The organism is Kitasatospora griseola (assembly GCF_044999035.1).
Lineage (GTDB): Bacteria > Actinomycetota > Actinomycetes > Streptomycetales > Streptomycetaceae > Kitasatospora > Kitasatospora griseola.
The window spans coordinates 4,442,176-4,459,856 of sequence record NZ_CP173360.1 but is presented as its reverse complement, the minus strand read 5'-3'; the positions used below and the strand labels follow the sequence as shown (position 1 = coordinate 4,459,856).

Annotated in this window: 13 protein-coding genes and 3 tRNA genes; 5 read left to right on the top strand and 11 right to left on the bottom strand. The window is 75.2% G+C overall.

Annotated elements, in window-relative coordinates; genetic code table 11:
* Window position 1: 1 nt before the first annotated feature.
* Complete coding sequence (locus ACI1MP_RS20130; protein ID WP_043915228.1) at window positions 2–205, bottom strand: hypothetical protein; 204 nt, start codon at window positions 203–205, stop codon at window positions 2–4.
* Between the two features lie 150 nt (window positions 206–355).
* Between ACI1MP_RS20130 and ACI1MP_RS20125 the strand changes: the two genes are divergently transcribed.
* The gene (locus tag ACI1MP_RS20125) at window positions 356–1,312 is read left to right on the top strand and encodes an aldo/keto reductase (protein WP_404869175.1); all 957 of its coding nucleotides are present in this window, start codon (window positions 356–358) and stop codon (window positions 1,310–1,312) included.
* A gap of 73 nt (window positions 1,313–1,385) precedes the next feature.
* Here the strand turns inward: ACI1MP_RS20125 and ACI1MP_RS20120 are convergent, their stop codons facing one another.
* From ACI1MP_RS20120 to ACI1MP_RS20110, 3 genes are all read right to left on the bottom strand, one after another.
* On the bottom strand, window positions 1,386–2,339 hold the full coding sequence (locus ACI1MP_RS20120; RefSeq protein WP_380341726.1) for a C40 family peptidase: 954 nt from the start codon (window positions 2,337–2,339) through the stop codon (window positions 1,386–1,388).
* Complete coding sequence (locus ACI1MP_RS20115) at window positions 2,336–3,676, bottom strand: SPFH domain-containing protein (RefSeq protein WP_404869174.1); 1,341 nt, start codon at window positions 3,674–3,676, stop codon at window positions 2,336–2,338. The genes ACI1MP_RS20120 and ACI1MP_RS20115 overlap by 4 nt, the downstream gene beginning before the upstream one ends.
* A 193-nt stretch (window positions 3,677–3,869) precedes the next feature.
* Window positions 3,870–6,848, bottom strand: a complete 2,979-nt coding sequence (locus tag ACI1MP_RS20110) for an Ig-like domain-containing protein (protein ID WP_404869173.1) — start codon at window positions 6,846–6,848, stop codon at window positions 3,870–3,872.
* A gap of 298 nt (window positions 6,849–7,146) precedes the next feature.
* Between ACI1MP_RS20110 and ACI1MP_RS20105 the strand changes: the two genes are divergently transcribed.
* Both ACI1MP_RS20105 and ACI1MP_RS20100 read left to right on the top strand, forming a co-directional pair.
* The gene (locus tag ACI1MP_RS20105; RefSeq protein ID WP_404869172.1) at window positions 7,147–7,563 is read left to right on the top strand and encodes a globin domain-containing protein; all 417 of its coding nucleotides are present in this window, start codon (window positions 7,147–7,149) and stop codon (window positions 7,561–7,563) included.
* Between the two features lie 11 nt (window positions 7,564–7,574).
* Window positions 7,575–8,783: a globin domain-containing protein gene (locus ACI1MP_RS20100; RefSeq protein WP_404869171.1), complete on the top strand. Its 1,209-nt coding sequence runs from the start codon at window positions 7,575–7,577 to the stop codon at window positions 8,781–8,783.
* Between the two features lie 37 nt (window positions 8,784–8,820).
* Here ACI1MP_RS20100 and ACI1MP_RS20095 read toward each other — a convergent pair.
* The 3 genes from ACI1MP_RS20095 to ACI1MP_RS20085 all read right to left on the bottom strand — a co-directional run bounded on the left by ACI1MP_RS20095 (window position 8,821) and on the right by ACI1MP_RS20085 (window position 9,304).
* Window positions 8,821–8,896, bottom strand: a tRNA-Arg gene (locus ACI1MP_RS20095).
* Window positions 8,897–8,933: 37 nt separating this feature from the next.
* Window positions 8,934–9,006 (bottom strand) — tRNA-Arg (locus ACI1MP_RS20090).
* A 207-nt stretch (window positions 9,007–9,213) separates the two neighbouring features.
* A tRNA-Ser gene (locus tag ACI1MP_RS20085) sits at window positions 9,214–9,304 on the bottom strand.
* Window positions 9,305–9,505: 201 nt separating this feature from the next.
* On the opposite strand from ACI1MP_RS20085, the gene ACI1MP_RS20080 reads away from it, so the two are divergent.
* Window positions 9,506–12,727, top strand: a complete 3,222-nt coding sequence (locus ACI1MP_RS20080; RefSeq protein WP_404869170.1) for a PAS domain-containing protein — start codon at window positions 9,506–9,508, stop codon at window positions 12,725–12,727.
* A 3-nt stretch (window positions 12,728–12,730) separates the two neighbouring features.
* Here ACI1MP_RS20080 and ACI1MP_RS20075 read toward each other — a convergent pair whose 3' ends face one another.
* Complete coding sequence (locus ACI1MP_RS20075) at window positions 12,731–14,170, bottom strand: sensor histidine kinase (RefSeq protein ID WP_404869169.1); 1,440 nt, start codon at window positions 14,168–14,170, stop codon at window positions 12,731–12,733.
* A gap of 4 nt (window positions 14,171–14,174) precedes the next feature.
* Window positions 14,175–14,852: a response regulator transcription factor gene (locus ACI1MP_RS20070; protein ID WP_043915232.1), complete on the bottom strand. Its 678-nt coding sequence runs from the start codon at window positions 14,850–14,852 to the stop codon at window positions 14,175–14,177.
* Window positions 14,853–14,985: 133 nt separating this feature from the next.
* On the opposite strand from ACI1MP_RS20070, the gene ACI1MP_RS20065 reads away from it, so the two are divergent.
* Window positions 14,986–15,633 (top strand): PepSY domain-containing protein, encoded by a 648-nt coding sequence (locus ACI1MP_RS20065; RefSeq protein WP_404869168.1) that lies wholly within the window; start codon window positions 14,986–14,988, stop codon window positions 15,631–15,633.
* Between the two features lie 51 nt (window positions 15,634–15,684).
* On the opposite strand, the gene ACI1MP_RS20060 is transcribed toward ACI1MP_RS20065, so the two are convergent.
* Together ACI1MP_RS20060 and ACI1MP_RS20055 are read right to left on the bottom strand one after the other, a co-directional pair.
* The gene (locus ACI1MP_RS20060; protein WP_404869167.1) at window positions 15,685–15,936 is read right to left on the bottom strand and encodes a DUF4396 domain-containing protein; all 252 of its coding nucleotides are present in this window, start codon (window positions 15,934–15,936) and stop codon (window positions 15,685–15,687) included.
* Entirely contained in the window at window positions 15,933–17,594 is a 1,662-nt protein-coding gene (locus ACI1MP_RS20055; RefSeq protein WP_380341754.1) for a long-chain fatty acid--CoA ligase, read from the bottom strand. Before ACI1MP_RS20055 ends, ACI1MP_RS20060 begins: the two co-directional genes overlap by 4 nt.
* Window positions 17,595–17,681: the final 87 nt, after the last annotated feature.

Genomic DNA, 17,681 nt, shown 5'->3' with positions numbered 1-17,681 from the left:
ATTACTTGACGGCCAGCCAGATCACGCCGACCACGACCGCCAGGGCCACGACGGCCCCGATGACGATCAGCGGGGTGCGGCTCGACGAGGAGCTGCTGCTGCCGTAGGTGGTGACGGTGCCCGGGGCCTGCGCGGCCGGGGCCTCGTCGACGAACGCCCGGAACATCTGGGTGGAGCCGGCGGGGTCGTAGTCGTTGTCAGCCATGGACGGGACTCTAGCCAACCCCGACGGCCCGCCGACACCCCGGACCCCACTGCGGGCGCACTCTGCACGGAGCCCTCACCTCGGACGACAGCCCGATGAACAACCGGTCGCACCGGAATGAAGCAGGACCCGAACGGGTTGTCCTCGGGCATGACTTCCACTGACACCTCCCGGGTGACGCTCGGCACCTCCGACCTCGTCGTGTCCCGACTCTCCCTCGGCGGAAACGTGTTCGGCTGGACGGCCGACGAGGAACAGTCCTTCGCGGTGCTCGACGCGTACGCGGCGGCGGGCGGCAACTTCGTCGACACCGCCGACGTCTACTCCTCGTGGGCGCCGGGCAACTCCGGCGGCGAGTCCGAGACGGTGATCGGCAACTGGCTGCGCAGCCGCGGCAATCGCGAGCAGATCGTGGTCGCCACCAAGGCCGGCATGGCGCCGGGTCTGGACAACCTGAGGCGCGACACCGTGCGGCGCGCCGTCGAGGGCTCGCTGCGCCGGCTGGGCGTCGAGCGGATCGACCTGTTCTACACCCACCGGGACGACCTGGACACGCCGGTCGAGGAGATCGTCACGACGCTGGACGAGCTGGTCCGCGAGGGCAAGGTGCGGGAGGTCGCGGCGTCCAACATCGGCCCGGAGCGGCTCGCCGCCTCGCTGGAGTTCGCCGCCCGCGAGGGCCTGGCCCGGTACGTGGCGGTGCAGCCGCACTACAACCTGGTCTCCCGCGACACCTACGAGGGCGACCTGGCCGGGGTGGTCGCCGCGCACGGCCTGTCCGCCGTCCCGTACTACGCGCTCGCCTCGGGCTTCCTGACCGGCAAGTACCGGCCCGGCGCGCAGGTGGACAGCGCCCGGGCGCAGGGCGCGTCCCGGCACCTGGAGACGGCGCGCGGCCCGCGGGTGCTGGCCGCACTGGACGAGGTCGCGGCCGCGCACGGCGCCGAGGTCTCCTCCGTGGCGCTGGCCTGGCTGGCCGCGCAGCCCACGGTCGCCGCGCCGCTGGCCAGCGCCCGCACCGTCGAGCAGCTGCCCGCGCTGCTGGCCGCCGCCTCGCTGCGGCTGACCGAGGCCGAGCTGAAGCTGCTGGACGGCGCGTCGGCCTGATCGTCCGTCAACGCGCCGGCGGCACCCCTCCCGCGGCTGCGGGAGGGGTGCCGCCGTGGTGTGGCGGGCCCGGTCAGGGGCGGCCGAAGAAGTCGGGGTAGTAGCCGCTGTTCAGGTGGGAGACGCGGACGTTCTTGCCGGGACGGGGGGCTTCGACGTACGTCCCGTCCCCGAGGTAGATCGCGACGTGGTGGATGCCGGAGACCCGGCCGTTGCTGGACCAGAAGATCAGGTCGCCGCGCTGGAGCTGCTTCGAGGTGATCGGGGTGCTGGCCCGGTACTGGTCGTCGGCGACCCGCGGGGTGGACACCCCGGCCCGGCGGAACGCCTGCTGGACCAGGCCCGAGCAGTCGAAGCCGTTCGGGCCGTTGCCGCCCCACACGTAGGGCTTGCCGACCTGCGCCAGCGCGTACGACAACGCGGCCTCGACGCCGCTCGCCGCGGGCGCGGCCGGCTTCGGGGGCTGGGCGGGGGAGCCGGAGCCGCCCCCGCCGGTGCGGGAGACGTACACGTCGTAGTGGCTGGTGTAGCGCCACTCGCCGGCGGCGTTCCTGAACCAGTAGACCTTGCCGTCCCAGCCCTGCCGGATCCCGCCGGACGAGGACTGCGAGGAGCCGGAGCCCTGCGGCTGCGACTGGCCCTTGGAGCCGCCGGTGCGCTCCAGGTAGACGTTGTGCCACTGGGTGTAGCGCCACTCGCCGGACGCGTTCTTGAACCAGTAGACGTGACCGTCCCAGCCGGGGCCGGACGGGGCGGGCATGGCGTGCGCGGTGGTCGCGCCCAGGCCCAGGCCGACGGCTCCCGCGCCGGCCAGCACGGTGGTGGCCAGACAGGTCGAGCGCACGGCGCGGTGTATTCGGCCCGCCCGCTCGACGGCGCCCGGGGCGGCGGCCGGGGCGGGGCGGGTGCACTCCGCGCACCGGCAGGCCGACGGCCCGGCGGATTCGGCGAAGCCCAGCAGTGGGGCGCCCGACCAGTCGGGCAGATCGGCGGGGTCGGTGGATATCGAGGCGAGCGGGTTCGTCACGCGGGCTTCCCTTCCTTGCGGCCCGGCCGGGCGGCCGGGGCCGGCACCGAGGCGGTCACCCCGGCCGGGGCGACGAACGCGACCAGCAGCTGCTCCATCAGGGCGCTGCGCGCGCTGTCGTCCAACTCGTGGGCGGTGGCGCGCTCCAGGCGGCGCACCGCCAGTGCCGCGGCCTCCACGGCGTCGTCCACCAGGACGGTCCGCAGCCCGGCGTCCAGATCGGCCAGTCGGCGCCGGCGCATCGACTCGGCGACCTCCGGCGCGTAGTCCAGGGTCAGCGGCTGCACCGAGTACACCTCGATGCCCGCCGGGGCGGTCTCCGCGGCCAGCGCCCGGGTCAGCTCGTCGGCGAACCACTGGCCGTCGCGCAGCGCGGGCCCGGGGGCGGAGTTGGAGTCGCACGGCAGGACGGAGGACGTTCGGGTCAGAACGGCCTGCACCTGCTCGCGCAGATACGTTTCGTGGTCGGCGATGCCCAGGGTGACCCGCGCGGTGTCCTTGACCCGCCACACGATCAGCACCCGCACCAGCAGCGGGGTGCCGGTCCGGTCGGTGACCTGCACCGGCTCGCTGCGCCAGTGGCGCAGCCGGACGTCCACCCGGCGGCGGCGCACCAGCGGGTTCACCCACAGCAGACCGGTGCGGCGCACGGTGCCCCGGTAGCGGCCCCAGCGGGTCAGCACCCGGGTCTCGCCGCCCGGGTTGGACAGCAGTCCGCCGATCGCCAGCAGCATCGCCAGGCCGATGGCGCTGACCTCGCCGATGGTCCGGTCGTCGACCTGGACCCCGTCGGCCTTCACGGCGGCGGTGCGCACGTCCGGCAGGCCCGACAGGTGCGGGAGCACCCCGGCGCGGGCCAGCACCAGCAGCACGCCGGCGGTGCCGAGCAGCAACGCCAGCAGCGGCAGCCAGCCCGGCAGGGCGAACGCCGGGCGCTCGCGCAGCGACTGGTCGGCGCGCGGCGGGCGCCGGTGGGTGGCGGCGTCCGCGACCGTCGGGTGGGCGGTGGACCCGGCCCGGTCGGACCGGCCCGCGCCGAACGGTCGCGGCCCGCCCCGGTCGGCGGGTTCCGACGTCGTCCGGGGGCCGGGCGGGAACGCGGACGGCTCGTCCGCGCCGACCGCCGGCAGGTCCGCCGCTTCGACGGTCGGGAGCTGCTGGGTCGGCGCGCTCCGGTCGAGCGGCTCCTCGGCCGGCGCGGCGGGCCTGATCAGCGGGTTGTTCACCGCCCGGGCGACCGCCTTGGACAGTTGGGTCGCACCGACGGGGTCGGCGGGGGGTTCGGCGGCGGAGGGCCAGGAACGGGGTCGCGGCGACGAGTCGCGGGTGACGTCCATGCACGTGTCCTAAGGGTTCAGAGTGTCGCGCAACGGGCGGCCCGGATCTGACGGGCAGTGCCGGGGACCCAGGCTAGGCTGATTGATCATCAAATGCGACGAATGCCATCCGGTGTGTCGCTATGTCGGAAAACAACGTCGCCCGAGGTACCGCCCGCCGCACACCGCGGGGCGGGCAGTACCGAACCGGCCGTCAACGACGGCGGGCACTCCTCCGACGGCGGCCGAACACCCGCCGCGCCAGCAGCCCGAAACCCGCCGCGATCAGCAGCGCCCCGCAGGCCAGGCCGCGCCACCCGGTGGCCGCCGCCCGACGCTCGGCCGCCGCCACGCCGCCCGGCGGCGGCGCCAACGTCCGCCCCCGCACGGCCTCGTCCGCCGACGAGCCGGTCGGCTCGGCCGACGCGACCACCGGACCCGACGGGGCACCGACCCGTGCGGCCGAGGGCGAGGCCGTAGGTGTGGGCGAGGCCGGGACCGACGGCACCGGGCTCGGGCTCGGCGCACCCGTGGACGGCGCGGCCGTCGGCGACGGGCTGCCGGACGGCGCGCCTGCCGAATCCGGGGCGTCCGGCTCGGCGGGGCGGGCCGCGAACGGCGACTGATCACCCGTCAGCGTCGGCTTCAGGAAGGGCGGCACCGGCTCCACGGCCGGTCCGGGTTCCTGCGCCGACGGCGCGCCGGAAGCCGGCGCGGAGGCCGGGGCGGAGCCGGACCCGACCGGGCCGGTGCCCGCCGTCGGCGCCGGCGTCGCCTCCACCGGCACCACGACCGGCAGCAGCTCCGGCGGCACCGGCGCCGCCGGGGGCGTGCTCGCCGGGGAGACCGAGGCCGAGGCGGACGGGCTCGTCGCGGCCGGGCTGCGGGAAGGCGGCGCGGTCGGCGAGGCCGTGCCCGTGGGCGCCGCCGTCGACGGCTTCGGTGCGCTCGGCGACGCGGTCGGCGCCGGTGCGGCGCTGCTGCCGCCGGCCGACGAGCCGGGCACCCGGACTGCGACGGGACCGCCCGCGGTGCCGTTGCCCGCCGGGTCGGTGGCGGTGGCGATCAGTGTGACCTCGCCGCCCGCCAGGTCGTGGGTGGCGGTGCAGGACCAGCTGCCGTCGGCGGCCGCCACGGCGCTGCACACGGTGACCCGGTCGTGCCCGCTCCGGCCGGCCGTGACGGTGACGGTGGAGCCGGGCTCGGCGCGGCCGGTGATCACGGGCCGGGCGGAGTGCAGGAGTTCACCGGCAGTCGGCGAGAGCAGCTGCGGCTTGTCGGGCGCCACGGTGTCCACCGTGAGCTCGACGGGCTTGCCGTCGGAGGTGTTGCCGGCCCCGTCGCGGGCGTGCGGGGTGAGCCGGCGGACGCCGTCGGCCAGGTTCTCCACCGGCAGGCAGGACCAACTGCCGTCGGCGGCGACGCCGGTGGAGCACAGGTCGAGCTCCTCCGGCCCGCCGTCCGCGGAGACGGTGACGGTGGAACCGGGTTCGCCGAGCCCGGTGACCAGCAGCCCCGGGTCGTTGCTGTAGGCGGGCAGGGTGAGCACGGGGGCGGTCGGCGCCGTGGTCTTGACGGTCAGTCGGAACGGCTCGCCGCGCAGCACGGCCTCGCGGGTGGTCTCCGCCAGGACGAGGGTGTGGGTGCTCTCGCCGAGCGCGCTGTCGGGGCGGCAGTTCCAGCTGCCGTCGGCGCCGACCTGCGCGAGGCACAGGGCGGTGCCGTTCTCCTGGACGGCGATGCCCGATCCGGCGACGGCGCCGTCGCCGCGGAACTCGGGGCGGGTCTCGCCGGTGACGGCACCGGGGATCGGCAGCGCGATCTCCGGCCCGGGGGCGGCGGGGCCGACCGTCAACGCGATCCGCTGGTCGACGACCTGCCCGGAGTCGGCGAAGCCGTCGGGGGCGGCGAGTTGGGAGGCGTCGCGGGCCAGCCGGAGCCGGACCCAGGTGTCGCCGCCGGCGGCGGCGGCCGGGACCTTCCACTCCAGCTGGGCGCTGCTCGCCCCGGCGGGGACGTCGGTCTGCACCCGCTCCGCCGGGTCGAACCGCCCGTTGTGGTCGAAGTCGATCCAGCCGGCCAGCACCGCGGACCCGGTGCCGGGGCTGACCGGCACCTCGGCCCGGTAGGTGCGCCCGGCGGCGGTCTCGGTGGGGAGGGTGAGGCTCGGGTCGGCGCCCCGGTAGTCGGCCCGGCCGGGCCGGAGCCGGGGCGGCGCCGGGTTGGCCCAGGGGCTGCGCCGGTCCGCCGCGGCGGCGCTCTCCGCGCCGGGGGCGAGCGGGCCGGTGGCGGCGGCGGGCGGGACGGGCAGCACCGGCTTCTCGACGGTTTGGGCCAGACCGGGCCGGGAGCGGGTGGCGGCCGGGGTGGCGTCCTGCCCGAGGAACAGGTCGGAGAGCAGGTGGGAGGCGTTGCCGTAGCTCTCCGGGGCGCTGCCGAGGCCCTCGTCGACGGTGACCGTCCACGTCCGGCCGAGCGCCGCGGGCGGTGTGGTGGAGCCGTCCCGGGCGGTGGAGCGCTGTTCGACGCGCAGGTCGACGGTGCTGACGGTGCCGGCCAGTTCGAGGGTGCCGGCGCCGTCGGCGTCGCCGTCGCGGACGCCGACCGCGGCGGGGGCGAGTTCGCCGGGGCCGACCGTCCAGCCCGCCCAGCCGGCCCGGCCGACCAGGGCGGGGGCGGCGGGGCTGCCGCCGGCGACCGTCAGCCGGGTGCTGCTGCCGGTGGTGCCGCCCTTGCCGGTGGACAGCCCCGTCAGGCCGCTGAGGTGCAGGCGGGGGTTGCGCACGGGGCTGGAGAAGGAGAGCCGCAGGGTGCCGAGGGCGCGCCAGGAGCCGTCCGCCCGGGGCTGGTCCCCGACGGCGCGGAAGGTCTCGGCGGGGTCGCCGGGGCGGATGCCGTCGCTGTAGGCGCTGCCGGTCCGTTCGGCGAGCCGGCCGGGCTCGGCCTCGACGCTCGTGCCGGGGGCGGCCGTCCAGTCGAACTGGACGGCGAGCCCGGAGGGCAGTTGGGCGCGCCGACCGGCCGACCAGCTGCCCGGCGTCTGCTGGGCGGCCACCGGCGGGGTGCCGAGGCCGGTGAGCAGCCCGGTGGCGATCAGGGCGGTGGTGGTCCGGCCGATCCGGGGTCCGGGCCGGTCACGGTCGGCCGGGCGGGCGTCGGGGGCCGGGCCCCGGTGGAGGAACTGTCGGCACATCCGGCTCTCCTCTCGGTGTCTTCGTCCGCCGAATTCGCGGCCCAATGCCATGCACCCGAATGGCCATGACGATCAGACAAAAGGGAATCACGATCTGGTTTCGGTCATACCGCGACACCTGGTGAATTCGCCCGACACCACCCGATTGACGGTCACTCGTTCGACAGCATCTGGATACCCGTCGGGCCGGGCTTCAACTCGCCCAAGCGGGCATCAATCGGACGCTACTGTCCAGTACTTGACTGATCATCAGGTCACCCTGTTGGAATTGGTATGTTTATCAGTAGAGTCGGCCGCCGTGACCATTGATTCCGCGCTCATCAAAAGCAGCTTCGCCGCCGTCGAGCCCCGCGGCAGCGAGATCACCACATACTTCTACGCCCATTTGTTCGAGCACAACCCTGATGTTCGCAAGCTCTTCGCCGAGCACCTCGACGAGCAGCAGGACCGCCTCTGGGCTGCGCTGACCACCCTGGTCGACAAGCTGGACGACACCGACACCGTGGTCGCCGTGCTGCAGGGCCTGGGCCGCCGGCACGCCGGCTACGGCGCCCTGCCCGCGCACTTCCCCGCCGTCGGCGCCAGCCTGCTGGCCGCCCTCGCGCACGTCGCCGGGGACGCCTGGACGCCGGAGGCCGAAGCCTCCTGGACCGCCCTGTACGGCGTCGTCACCGAGGTCATGGGCGGGGCACTGACCGAAGCCGCCACGGGCTGAGGACCTCCCCGGTGCCCTTCGACCCCGCGGTCGTCCGTGCCAGCTTCGCCGTCGTCGAACGCCGTGCCGACCACCTGACCAAGTACTTCTACGCCCACCTGTTCACCAACAACCCGGGCGTCGAAGCACTGTTCCCGGCCCGGCTCGCCGAGCAGCGGGACCGCCTGTTCGCCGCCCTCACCCAACTGGTGCTGCGGCTGGAGGACCCGGAGAAGCTCACCGGCTACCTGGCGGCGCTCGGGCGCGACCACCGCAAGTTCCAGGCCGCGCCCGAGCACTACCCCGCCGTCGGCGCCAGCCTGATCGCCGCGCTGAAGCACTTCTCCGGCCACGCCTGGACGCCCGAGGTCGAGCAGGCCTGGGCGGAGGCGTACGGCGTCATCGCCCGGGCCATGATCGACGCGGCCGCGGCCGTCCCCGCCGACACCCCCCGCTGGTGGGACGCCGAGGTGACGGACGTCCGCCGGGCCGCCCCCGACCTGGCCGTGCTCACGCTGCGGCCCGACCATCCGTACCCGTTCACCGCCGGCCAGTACCTGACCGTCAGCTCCGAGCGACACCCGCAGGTCTGGCGGCCCTACTCCCCCGCCTGCGCACCACGACCCGACAACACCCTGGAACTGCACGTCCGCCGGGTCCCCGACGGGCTGCTGTCCACCGCGCTGGTCAACGACGTCCGGCCCGGTGAGACCCTCCGGCTCGGCCCGCCGCTCGGCGAGGCCGTGCTCGCCGAAGGCTCCGGACGGCCGCTGCTGATGGTCGCCGCCGGCACCGGCTGGGCCCAGATCAAGGCCCTGCTGGAACAGCTCGTCCGGAACGGCGGGCGGTCCGCCACCGTGTTCGTCGCCGCCCGCGACGACCACGACCAGTACGACCTGACCGCCCTGCACGACCTGGTGAAGGAACACGCCTGGCTGCACGCCGTGCTCTCGGCGCCCGCGCCCGGCGCGTCCCGCGGCGCCGCGATCCGACTGCTCCGCGACGGCCTGCGCGACTACGGCGACTGCGCCGGCCACGACATCCACCTGTCCGGCCCGCCCGACCTCGCCCCCGCGCTCACCGCCCAACTCCTCGACCAGCGCGCCGATCCCGCACTCGTCCGGCACGACCCGGTCACCGCCACGTTCAACCGCAGCCGCCCGCTCACGCCCGCGGAATGGTTCCTGGAGGAACGCGACGTGCCCTGGATCAACCGGACCGAACTCGGCCCGCCGACATGACGACGAAGGCCCCGGGTGGAAACCCGGGGCCTTCGGCTGGTGCGCTCAGCAGGATTCGAACCTGCAACCTCTTGATCCGTAGTCAAGTGCTCTATCCGTTGAGCTATGAGCGCTCGGACGGCCCCTTGCGGAACCGCGAGCGGAGATGAGTGCGCTCAGCAGGATTCGAACCTGCAACCTCTTGATCCGTAGTCAAGTGCTCTATCCGTTGAGCTATGAGCGCTCGCCCCGTCGGCCTTGGCCTCCTGGGCGGTGCGGGGACAACATTACATGACCGGCGACCTGGGGCGAAATTCATTGCCGTCGGCCCCGTCAAGGCCGCCACGGCGGCCGTCCGACAGCCGTTCGACGACTGTCCGGCGAACGATCCGGCCCCTCCGGACAACGCAGGAGCCCCGTCGGTCTGTGACCGACGGGGCTCCCGGTGAAGCGGAGGCGGAGGGATTTGAACCCTCGATGGACGGTAAAGCCCAAACCGCATTAGCAGTGCGGCGCCATAGACCGGACTAGGCGACGCCTCCAACACCCGGACTGCGACCGGGACTCCGGCGCACTCCGTGCGACTGCGATGATGCCACAGCCGAAGGCTCCGGCACCAACCACCACAACGATACTGGCCGGGTCGTCCACGGCGCAAAGAAGAATGAGATACTCCAGTCTCCGAGGAGAGCCAGAGCCGCCCGTCGAAGCGGCGGCCCGAAGGCGTGAGGAGACCTGTCGACGTGAGCAGCAGGCCGACCCGAGGCGCTGCTCGCCTCGCCGCGATACTCGACGCACTGCCCGACCCCCTGCTGCTGGTGAACTCCAACGGCACTGTGGTCGACGTCAACAAGGCCGCCGTGGAGAGCCTGCAGGCCCCCGGCACCTCGTTGGTCGGACGGGGAGTGCTGGACCTGCTGCCGGAGTTCGACCCCAGCCGAATCCCCGGTTCGATGCGGCCCCCGGCGAGCGAGACCCAGAGCCTGGAACTACCGGTCCGGATGACCGCCCGACGCACCGACGGCACCACCTTCGCCGTCGAGGTGTCCGGCAACGACTTCAAGGACGAAGGCGGCGGGGAGGCGCACGGGTTCCTGTCCTTCACCACCACCGACCAGGACCTGTTGCTGCTCCTGGTCCGCGATCTGTCGACGCGCCTGGGCGTGGAGTCCGAACTGAGGCGCCAGCACAAACAGACCGAGATGATCCTGCGGGCCGCGGCCGAGGGCGTCCTCGGCGTCGACCTGGAGGGCCGCGTGGTGCTGGTCAACCCGGCCGCCGCGCACATCCTCGACTTCCGGGCCAGCGAGCTCGGCGGCCGTGAACTGCACCCGCTGATCCAGCACTCGCAGCCCGACGGCAGCCCGCTGGCCGCCGAGAGCTCGGCGCTGAACGACACCCTGCACTCCGGCCGCAAGCACCGGATCCGCAACACCGTGCTGTGGCGCAAGGACGGCACCCCCGTCACCGTCGACCTGACCACCGCACCGGTCCGGGACGGCGAGCAACTGGTCGGGGCGGTCATGACGTTCACCGACCGCACCCACGAACTCGCCCTGACCGCCCGGAACGAGCACCTGACCGCCGTCCTGGAGTCCGAACTCGGCGGCGCGCTCGGCGCCCTGCACCGGCGGATCGACGCGCTCGCCGCCGACCCCGCCGGGCAGCTCTGGCCGGAGGCCAACTGGACGCTGCGCCGGCTCGCCGACGAGTGCCGGCGGTTCGGCCGGCTGATCGAGGGCGTGCTGGAGCACCAGCGCTTCGAGGCCGCCGCCGACCGCGGCAAGGCCGCACTGGACCGTGAGCGGATCGGCCTGGACGAGGTCGTGCAGCTGGCCGTCGACCGGGCCGGCGAACTGGTCGGCCCCGGCCGGGTCCGCTACTCGGTGCACGCCGCCGCCGTGAAGGTGCTCGCCGACCGCGAGCGCCTCGCCCAGGCCCTCGCGCACCTGGTCGCCGACGTCAGCGGCGTCACCCCGGTGCCCGAGCCGGCCCGCGCCGAGGACGAATCCGCCACCGCCGGCGGGCCGTTCGCCGGACCGGCGCCGGACCCGGGGCAGCCGCCGATGGTGGTGCTGGCCGCCGCGCAGCGCGGTCAGGTCGCCCGGATCGAGGTGCGCGGCCCCGCACAGAGCGCCAGCGCCGTCCACCTGCCGATCGCCCGCGCGGCCGTCCAGCGGCACGGCGGGGTCCTGCAGCGGCACGACCTGCCCGGCGGCGGCGGGGCCACCTATGTGGTGGAGCTCCCGCTCGACCCGGACGGCGGCGACGGGGACACGCCGGACAAGCAGCAGCACGTCCCCAAGGACTCCGACACCGCGATGCTGCCCGACCTCCCCGGGCAGCCCGCCGAGGCCGAGTCGACGCCCGCCGAGGCCGACGGACCGTCAAAGGCCGAGCCCGCCGAGGAGGACGCCGGCGCCGCCGCCCGGGCCGACGACACCCAGGGCTCCGGCCGGCGACGGGCCCGGCCGGCCAGCGAGGAGGCCCCCCGGCCCGGCACGCCGATCGCCCTCGGGCCCGGCCCGTCCGCCGCCGCCGAACCGGTCGAGCAGCGGCCCGCCGTCGAACCGCCCGCGCCCACCGGGCGGCGGGCCCGCCGGGCGGCGCACGCGGGCTCCGGCGACAGCTCGCCGGCGCTGCAGCTGCCCGGCGTCCCGGACCCCGGCACGGCGGTCTACCCGGGCCTGGAGAACGCGCTGCCGACCGCTCCGCCGGAACCCGTCATCCCGCCGAGCCAGCCCACCGGACGCCGCCGCCGGCTGGCCCTGCCCGCCGACACCGCGGAGAGCGCGGAGGAGGTGACGACGGTCCTGCCGCCCGTCCCCGCCACGGCCCCCGAACCGTCCGCCGCATTGGAGATCGCCCGGCCCGCCGCGCCGCCCGCTCCCCCGATGCCGCCCGTGCCGCCCTCGCTGCCGGCCACGGCCGACGGCGGCCAGCCGCAGCCCGTCGGCAGCGGACTGGGCGAGCTCGTCCCGCCGCGGCCGATGGGCGGCCTCCAGAACGGCTTTCCGGGCGCGTTCCCGCCCCCCGGGACGCCGCAGCAGGCCGAACTGCCCGCCGCCACCGGCGAGGGCGTCCCACCGGCCGTCAACGGGCAGCCGCTGAGCGCCGGTTCGGGTGACAGCGGCGGCGCCCTGGCGCTGCCCGCCGGGCCCGGCGCGGTCGAGGGCCGGACGCCGCCCCGGCCGATCGCCGAGCTGCCGCCCGCCAGGGAACCCGCGTTCGACGGGCCCCGGCCGCTGCTCGTGTGGCCCGAGCCCGACCCGTCCACCCGCGGCGCGCTGGAGCACCGGGGCTTCCGCCCGGTCGTCGTGGCCTCCCGCGAGGAGGTCGACGCCCAGGTGCCGCAGACCCCCGCCGCGCTCTTCGTCGACCCGCTGACCGGCCCGATCACCCGCACCGCGCTGCAGGCGCTGCGCACCGCCGCCCTGGCCGGACGAATCCCCGTGCTGCTGGCCGCCGGACTCGGCCAGGCCACCCGGGACGCCGCCTACGGAGCCGACCCGGCCGTGCTGCTGCGCGCCCTGGCCCCCCGCGACGGCGAGAACCACGCCGCCCGGGTCCTGCTGGTGGAGTCCGACCCCGAGGTGGCCGCTGCCCTGGTCGCCAGCCTGGAGCGGCGCGGCATGCAGGTGGAGCACGCCACCGACGAGAACGAGGCGGTGGCCCGGGCCAGCAGCATCCAGCCCAACCTGGTGGTGCTCGACCTGCAGCGGATCGAGCGCCGCAGCCTCGGCCTGCTGGACTGGCTGCGCGCCAACGACCGCCTGCACCGCACCCCGCTGGTGGTGTACACCTCGGCCGACCTCGACCCGCAGGCCCGCGCGGGGCTGCGCACCGGCGCGAACGTACTGTTCCTGGCCGAGCGCTCCACCACCGAGGACGTGCAGGGGCGGATCGTCGAACTGCTGGCCCGGGTCGGCGCGTTGGGGCAGGTGGCGACGGCCGCGTCGTTCTGACGCTCAGTCGGCGGACCCGGCCCGCGGCAGCCGGGCCACCAGGCGGGCGCCGGTGCGGGCGGGCTCGGCGGCCAGGGTGCCGCCGTGGTGCCCGGCGAGATCCCGGGCGATGGCCAACCCCAGCCCGGCGCCGCCCAGTTCGCGGCTGCGGGCGTCGTCGAGCCGGGTGAAGCGTTCGAACACCCGCTCCCGGTCGGCCGCCGGGATGCCCGGCCCGTCGTCGCACACCTCCAGCACCGCGTCCGGGCCCCGGACGGTGAGTCGGACCTCCACCCGGTCGGCGGCGTAGCGCTGCGCGTTGTCGACCAGGTTGGTGAGCAGCCTGGTCAGCCAGGTGCGGTTGCCCAGCACCTCCGCGCCGTCGGCGAGTTCGGCTGCGACCGGGACGCGGTCGGCGGTGCGGGCGGCCAGCGCGGCGGCGAACAGGGCGGCCAGGTCGAGGAGTTCGACGGCGACCGGGTCGGCGGCGTCCAGCCGGGCGAGCAGCAGCAGGTCGGCGGCCAGGTCCTGCAGGCGGACGGTGTCCTCCAGTGCGTCGGCGAGCAGTTCGGGCCACAGCTCGGGGTCCGGGTGGGCCAGCGCGACCTCCAGCTGGGTGCGCAGCACCGCGATGGGGCTGCGCAGTTCGTGCGAGGCGTCGGCGATGAAGCGGCGCTGGCGCAGGCCCGCGTCCTCCAGCCGGTCCAGGGTGGCGTTGACGGTGACGGCCAGCCGGGCCACCTCGTCGCCGGTGTGCGGGACGGGGACCCGGCGGTGCAGGTCGTGGCCGGTGATCTCGGCGACCTCGGCGCGGATCGCCTCCACCGGGCGCAGCGCCCGGCCGGTGACCCGCCAGGTGACGGCCGCGACCAGCAGCACCAGCACCGGGACGCCGACGGCCAGCGCGGTGCCGGTGGTGTCCCCGGCGGCCTCGACGTCGCGCAGCGAGGCGGCGGCGTGCACGGTGAGCGGCCCGTCCGGTCCGGAGACGGACATGGTGATCACCTGCTGCCGGCGGTCGTGCAGCCGCGCCCCGACCACCAGCGGCTTTTCGTCGGGCGGGAGTTGGAGCAGGCTCTGGTCCGGGCCGGGGGCGCTCGGGCCGGGCAGGTTCGGGAGGGGCGGGTTCGGGAGGGGCGGCGCGGCGGCCGGGCGGATCAGCAGGTCCGGGGTGACGGCGACCAGGTTCCCGTCGGCGTCCAGCACCCAGACGGAGGATCCGCCGTGCGGGGCGAGGACCGACGGCAGGTGCTCGCGGGAGGCCAGCTCGACCACCTTGCCGGCCTGTTCGACCGCGGAGTCCCGGGCGGTGCGCAGCAGGTTGGCGTGCAGCACGGCGAGCAGCGCGGCCGAACTGCCGCCCAGCGCGAGCGTCACCACGGCGGTGGCGGCGAAGGTGGCCCGGGCCCGCACCGAACGCGGCAGCAGCCGCCGCAGGCGCGGCGGGACCGGCGGACGCCGCACGCGGTCAGCCACCGTCCACCGCCAGCCGGTAGCCCGCGCCGCGGACGGTGCCGACGGTGCTGCGGCCGAACGGGGCGTCGATCTTGCGGCGCAGGGCGCTGATGTGGACCTCGACGATGTTCGGGTCGCCGTCGTAGGCGGAGTCCCAGACGTGCTCCAGGATCTCCCGCTTGGAGACCACTCCGCCGGCCGCCCGGGCCAGGCACTCCAGGACGGCGAACTCGCGGGCGGTGAGCCGCACTTCGGCGCCCGCGCGGGTGCAGGTGCGGCGGGCGGGGTCGATCGCCAGGTCGCCGAACTCCAGGGTCTGCGGCAGTCGGCGGCCGGTCCGGCGGACCAGGGCGCGCAGCCGGGCCACCAGCACCACGTACGAGAACGGCTTGGACAGGAAGTCGTCGGCGCCGGTGTCCAGCGCCTCGGCCTCGTCGAGTTCGCCGTCCTTGGCGGTGAGCATCAGGATCGGGGTGTCGTCGCCGGCGGCCCGCAGCCGGGCGCAGATCCGGTAGCCGTTCAGCCGGGGCAGCATGATGTCGAGCACGATCACGTCGTAGTCGTGCTCGGTGGCCAGCCAGAGGCCGTCCTCGCCGTCGTGGGCGACGTCGACGGCGAACCCCTCGGCCCGCAGGCCGCGTTGCAGTGCGGCGGCGAGCCGCCGTTCGTCCTCGACCACCAGTACGCGCATGGGGACCAGCGTGGCAGGCGCCGGGCCGGGCGGCGGGGGCAACTTCAGCTTGGCTTCAGGCGGGTGGCGGCATGCTGGGCGCCCGGCCGGCGGATCGGTCCCGGCCGGGTCGTCGAGGGGAAGTGGTGGGCAGATGTCCGAGCCGCAGTCGGAGCCGCAGTCGCCGGAGCCGGGGCCGGGGCCGTTGGCGTTCGATCCGGAGGTCGCGTTCGAGAAGCCGGCCGGGGCGGAGCCGCGTCGGCGCCGGGTTCCGCTGCCGAAGCGGCGGGGCGGCCGCTGGGCGCTGGGCGCGGCGGCCGTGGTGGTGCTGGGCGTCGCCGCGACCGTGGCCGGGGTGGCGCTGCACCATCCGGAGCGCGGGCGGCCGATGCACGAGCGGGGGTTCGCGCAGCGGGTGCCGGGCGCGCCCGAGGCACCCGATGCGCCCGGCGCGTACGGGCGGCCGGGGGCTCACCAGGACGGGCGGCCGGGGGCTCACCAGGACGGGCGGCCGGGGGCCCACCAGGACGGGCGGAAGACGGCGCACCGCGGCGCCGAGGGCGGCGGGGCGGCGACGCTCGCTCCGGCCGCGCTGCCGGCCGTGCCCGCCGATCAGGCGCTGGCCAAGGCCGCGGGCGCGGTGCCCGACGGGAAGCCGGACGCCCTGTCGGTGGTGGGCCGGGAGGGCGGCGGCAGCTCCTGGGCGGTGGAGGTGCTCGGCGCGGACGGGGTCCGCCACCTGGTGACGGTGGACGGCGCCGACGGGTCGATCACCGGCAACACCGTCGTGAACGGCCGCTGAGCGCACGCGAACGGCCCCGCCGCGGCGCTGCGGCGGGGCCCTCGGGGTCGGTCAGTGGTGGGCGTGCACCACGGCGTGGCCGAGTCCGCGGCCGATCGGCCGGCGGTCGACCGGCACGGTGACGACGAACGCCGGGGCGATCGACAGCACCACGGTCGCGCCGTTGTGCGGGCCGAAGCCGACGCCGATCACCCGGCCGCGGACCCCGCCGACTACGCAGCCGGTGAGGCAGCGCGGCGTCGCCCGGCCCGTCGTCGACGTCCGCCACCGGCCGCTCACCCGGCACACGCCGTTCGTGGTCATCCCTTGCCGATCACCGTCACGTCCAGCCGGTCGGCGGCGTAGTCGGCGCGGATCACCTTCTTGTCGAACTTGCCCACCGAGGTCTTCGGCACCGCCTCGATCAGCGACCAGCGCTCGGGCAGCTGCCAGGAGGCGACCCGTTCGGCCAGGAAGGCCCGCAGCTCGGGCAGTCCGGCGGTGGCGCCGGGCCGCAGCACCACGGTGGCCAGCGGGCGCTCGCCCCACTTCTCGTCCGGGACGGCCACCACGGCGGCCTCGGCCACCTCGGGGTGGGCCATCAGGTGGTTCTCCAGGGCCTGCGAACTGATCCACTCCCCACCGGACTTGATCACGTCCTTGGCCCGGTCGGTGAGGGTCAGGTAGCCGTTGGCGGTGATGGTGCCGACATCGCCGGTGCGCAGCCAGCCGTCCGGGCTGAACTTGTCCTCGGGCCGGATCGCCGCACCGTCCGCGCCGCCGAAGTACGCCCCGGCGATCCACGGGCCGCGCACCTCCAGCTCGCCCTCGGCGACGCCGTCGTGCGGCACCGGTTCGCCGCCGGGGCCGATCAGCCGGGCCTCCACGGAGGCGGGGAAGACGCCCTGGGTGACCCGGTAGGTCCACTCCTCCTCGCCGGTGACGCCGGCCGGCGGGTGGGCGACGGTGCCCAGCGGGGAGGTCTCGGTCATGCCCCAGGCGTGGATGACCCGGATCCCGTGCCGTTCCTCGAACGCCTTCATCAGCGCGGGCGGGCAGGCCGAGCCGCCGATCACCACGGTCTTCAGGGTGGAGGTGTCGTAGTCGCCGGCGTCCAGCTCGTCCAGCAGGCCGGTCCAGATGGTCGGGACGGCGGCGCTGAAGGTCGGCTTCACCTGGTCGATCATCGCGGCCAGCGGCTTGGGCTGCAGGAAGCGGTCCGGCATCAGCAGGCTCGCGCCGGTCATGAACGCCGCGTGCGGGATGCCCCAGGAATTCACGTGGAACATCGGGACCACCGGCAGCACGGTGTCGCGGGCGGTCAGGCCGAAGCTGTCGGCGGCGATGATCTGCATCGAGTGCAGGTAGATCGACCGGTGGCTGTACACCACGCCCTTGGGGTCGCCGGTGGTGCCGGAGGTGTAGCAGAGCGCGGCGGCCTGCTTCTCGTCGATGTCGGTCTGCCACGGGTAGTCGGTCCGGCGGCCCGCGATCAGTGCCTCGTAGTCGTGCACCGTCCCCTCGAAGCCCGCCAGCAGCGCCGGGTCGTACGGCCCGGCCACCACCAGGTGCCGGACGACGTCGCCGACCTGCGGCAGGACGGCGGCGAGCAGCGGCAGCACCGAGCCGTTGACGATCACCACCCGGTCCGCGGCGTGCCGGAGGATGTACGCCAGCTGGTCGGCGGGCAGCCGCAGGTTCAGGGTGTGCAGCACGGCGCCCATGGACGGGATCGCCAGGTACGCCTCCTGGTGCTCGGTGTTGTTCCACATCAGGGTGCCGACGGCCTCGCCGTCCGCGACGTCGAACTCCTCGCGGAGCGCGTGCGCGAGCTGCGCGGCGCGGGCGCCGATCTCGGCGAAGGTCCGCACGACCGGGCCGTTCTCGGTCCAGGTGGTCACGGTCGACCGGCCGTGGATGGTGGACCCGTGCTGCAGAATCCGGGCGACGGTGAGTGGAACGTCCTGCATCGTGCTGTACACCAGGGTCCTCCTTGACCGGCCCGCGGTTGTTACCCGCAGGTAGTAGGCGATGCCCTCGATTGTTTCTCCGGCACACCCGCGCTGTCA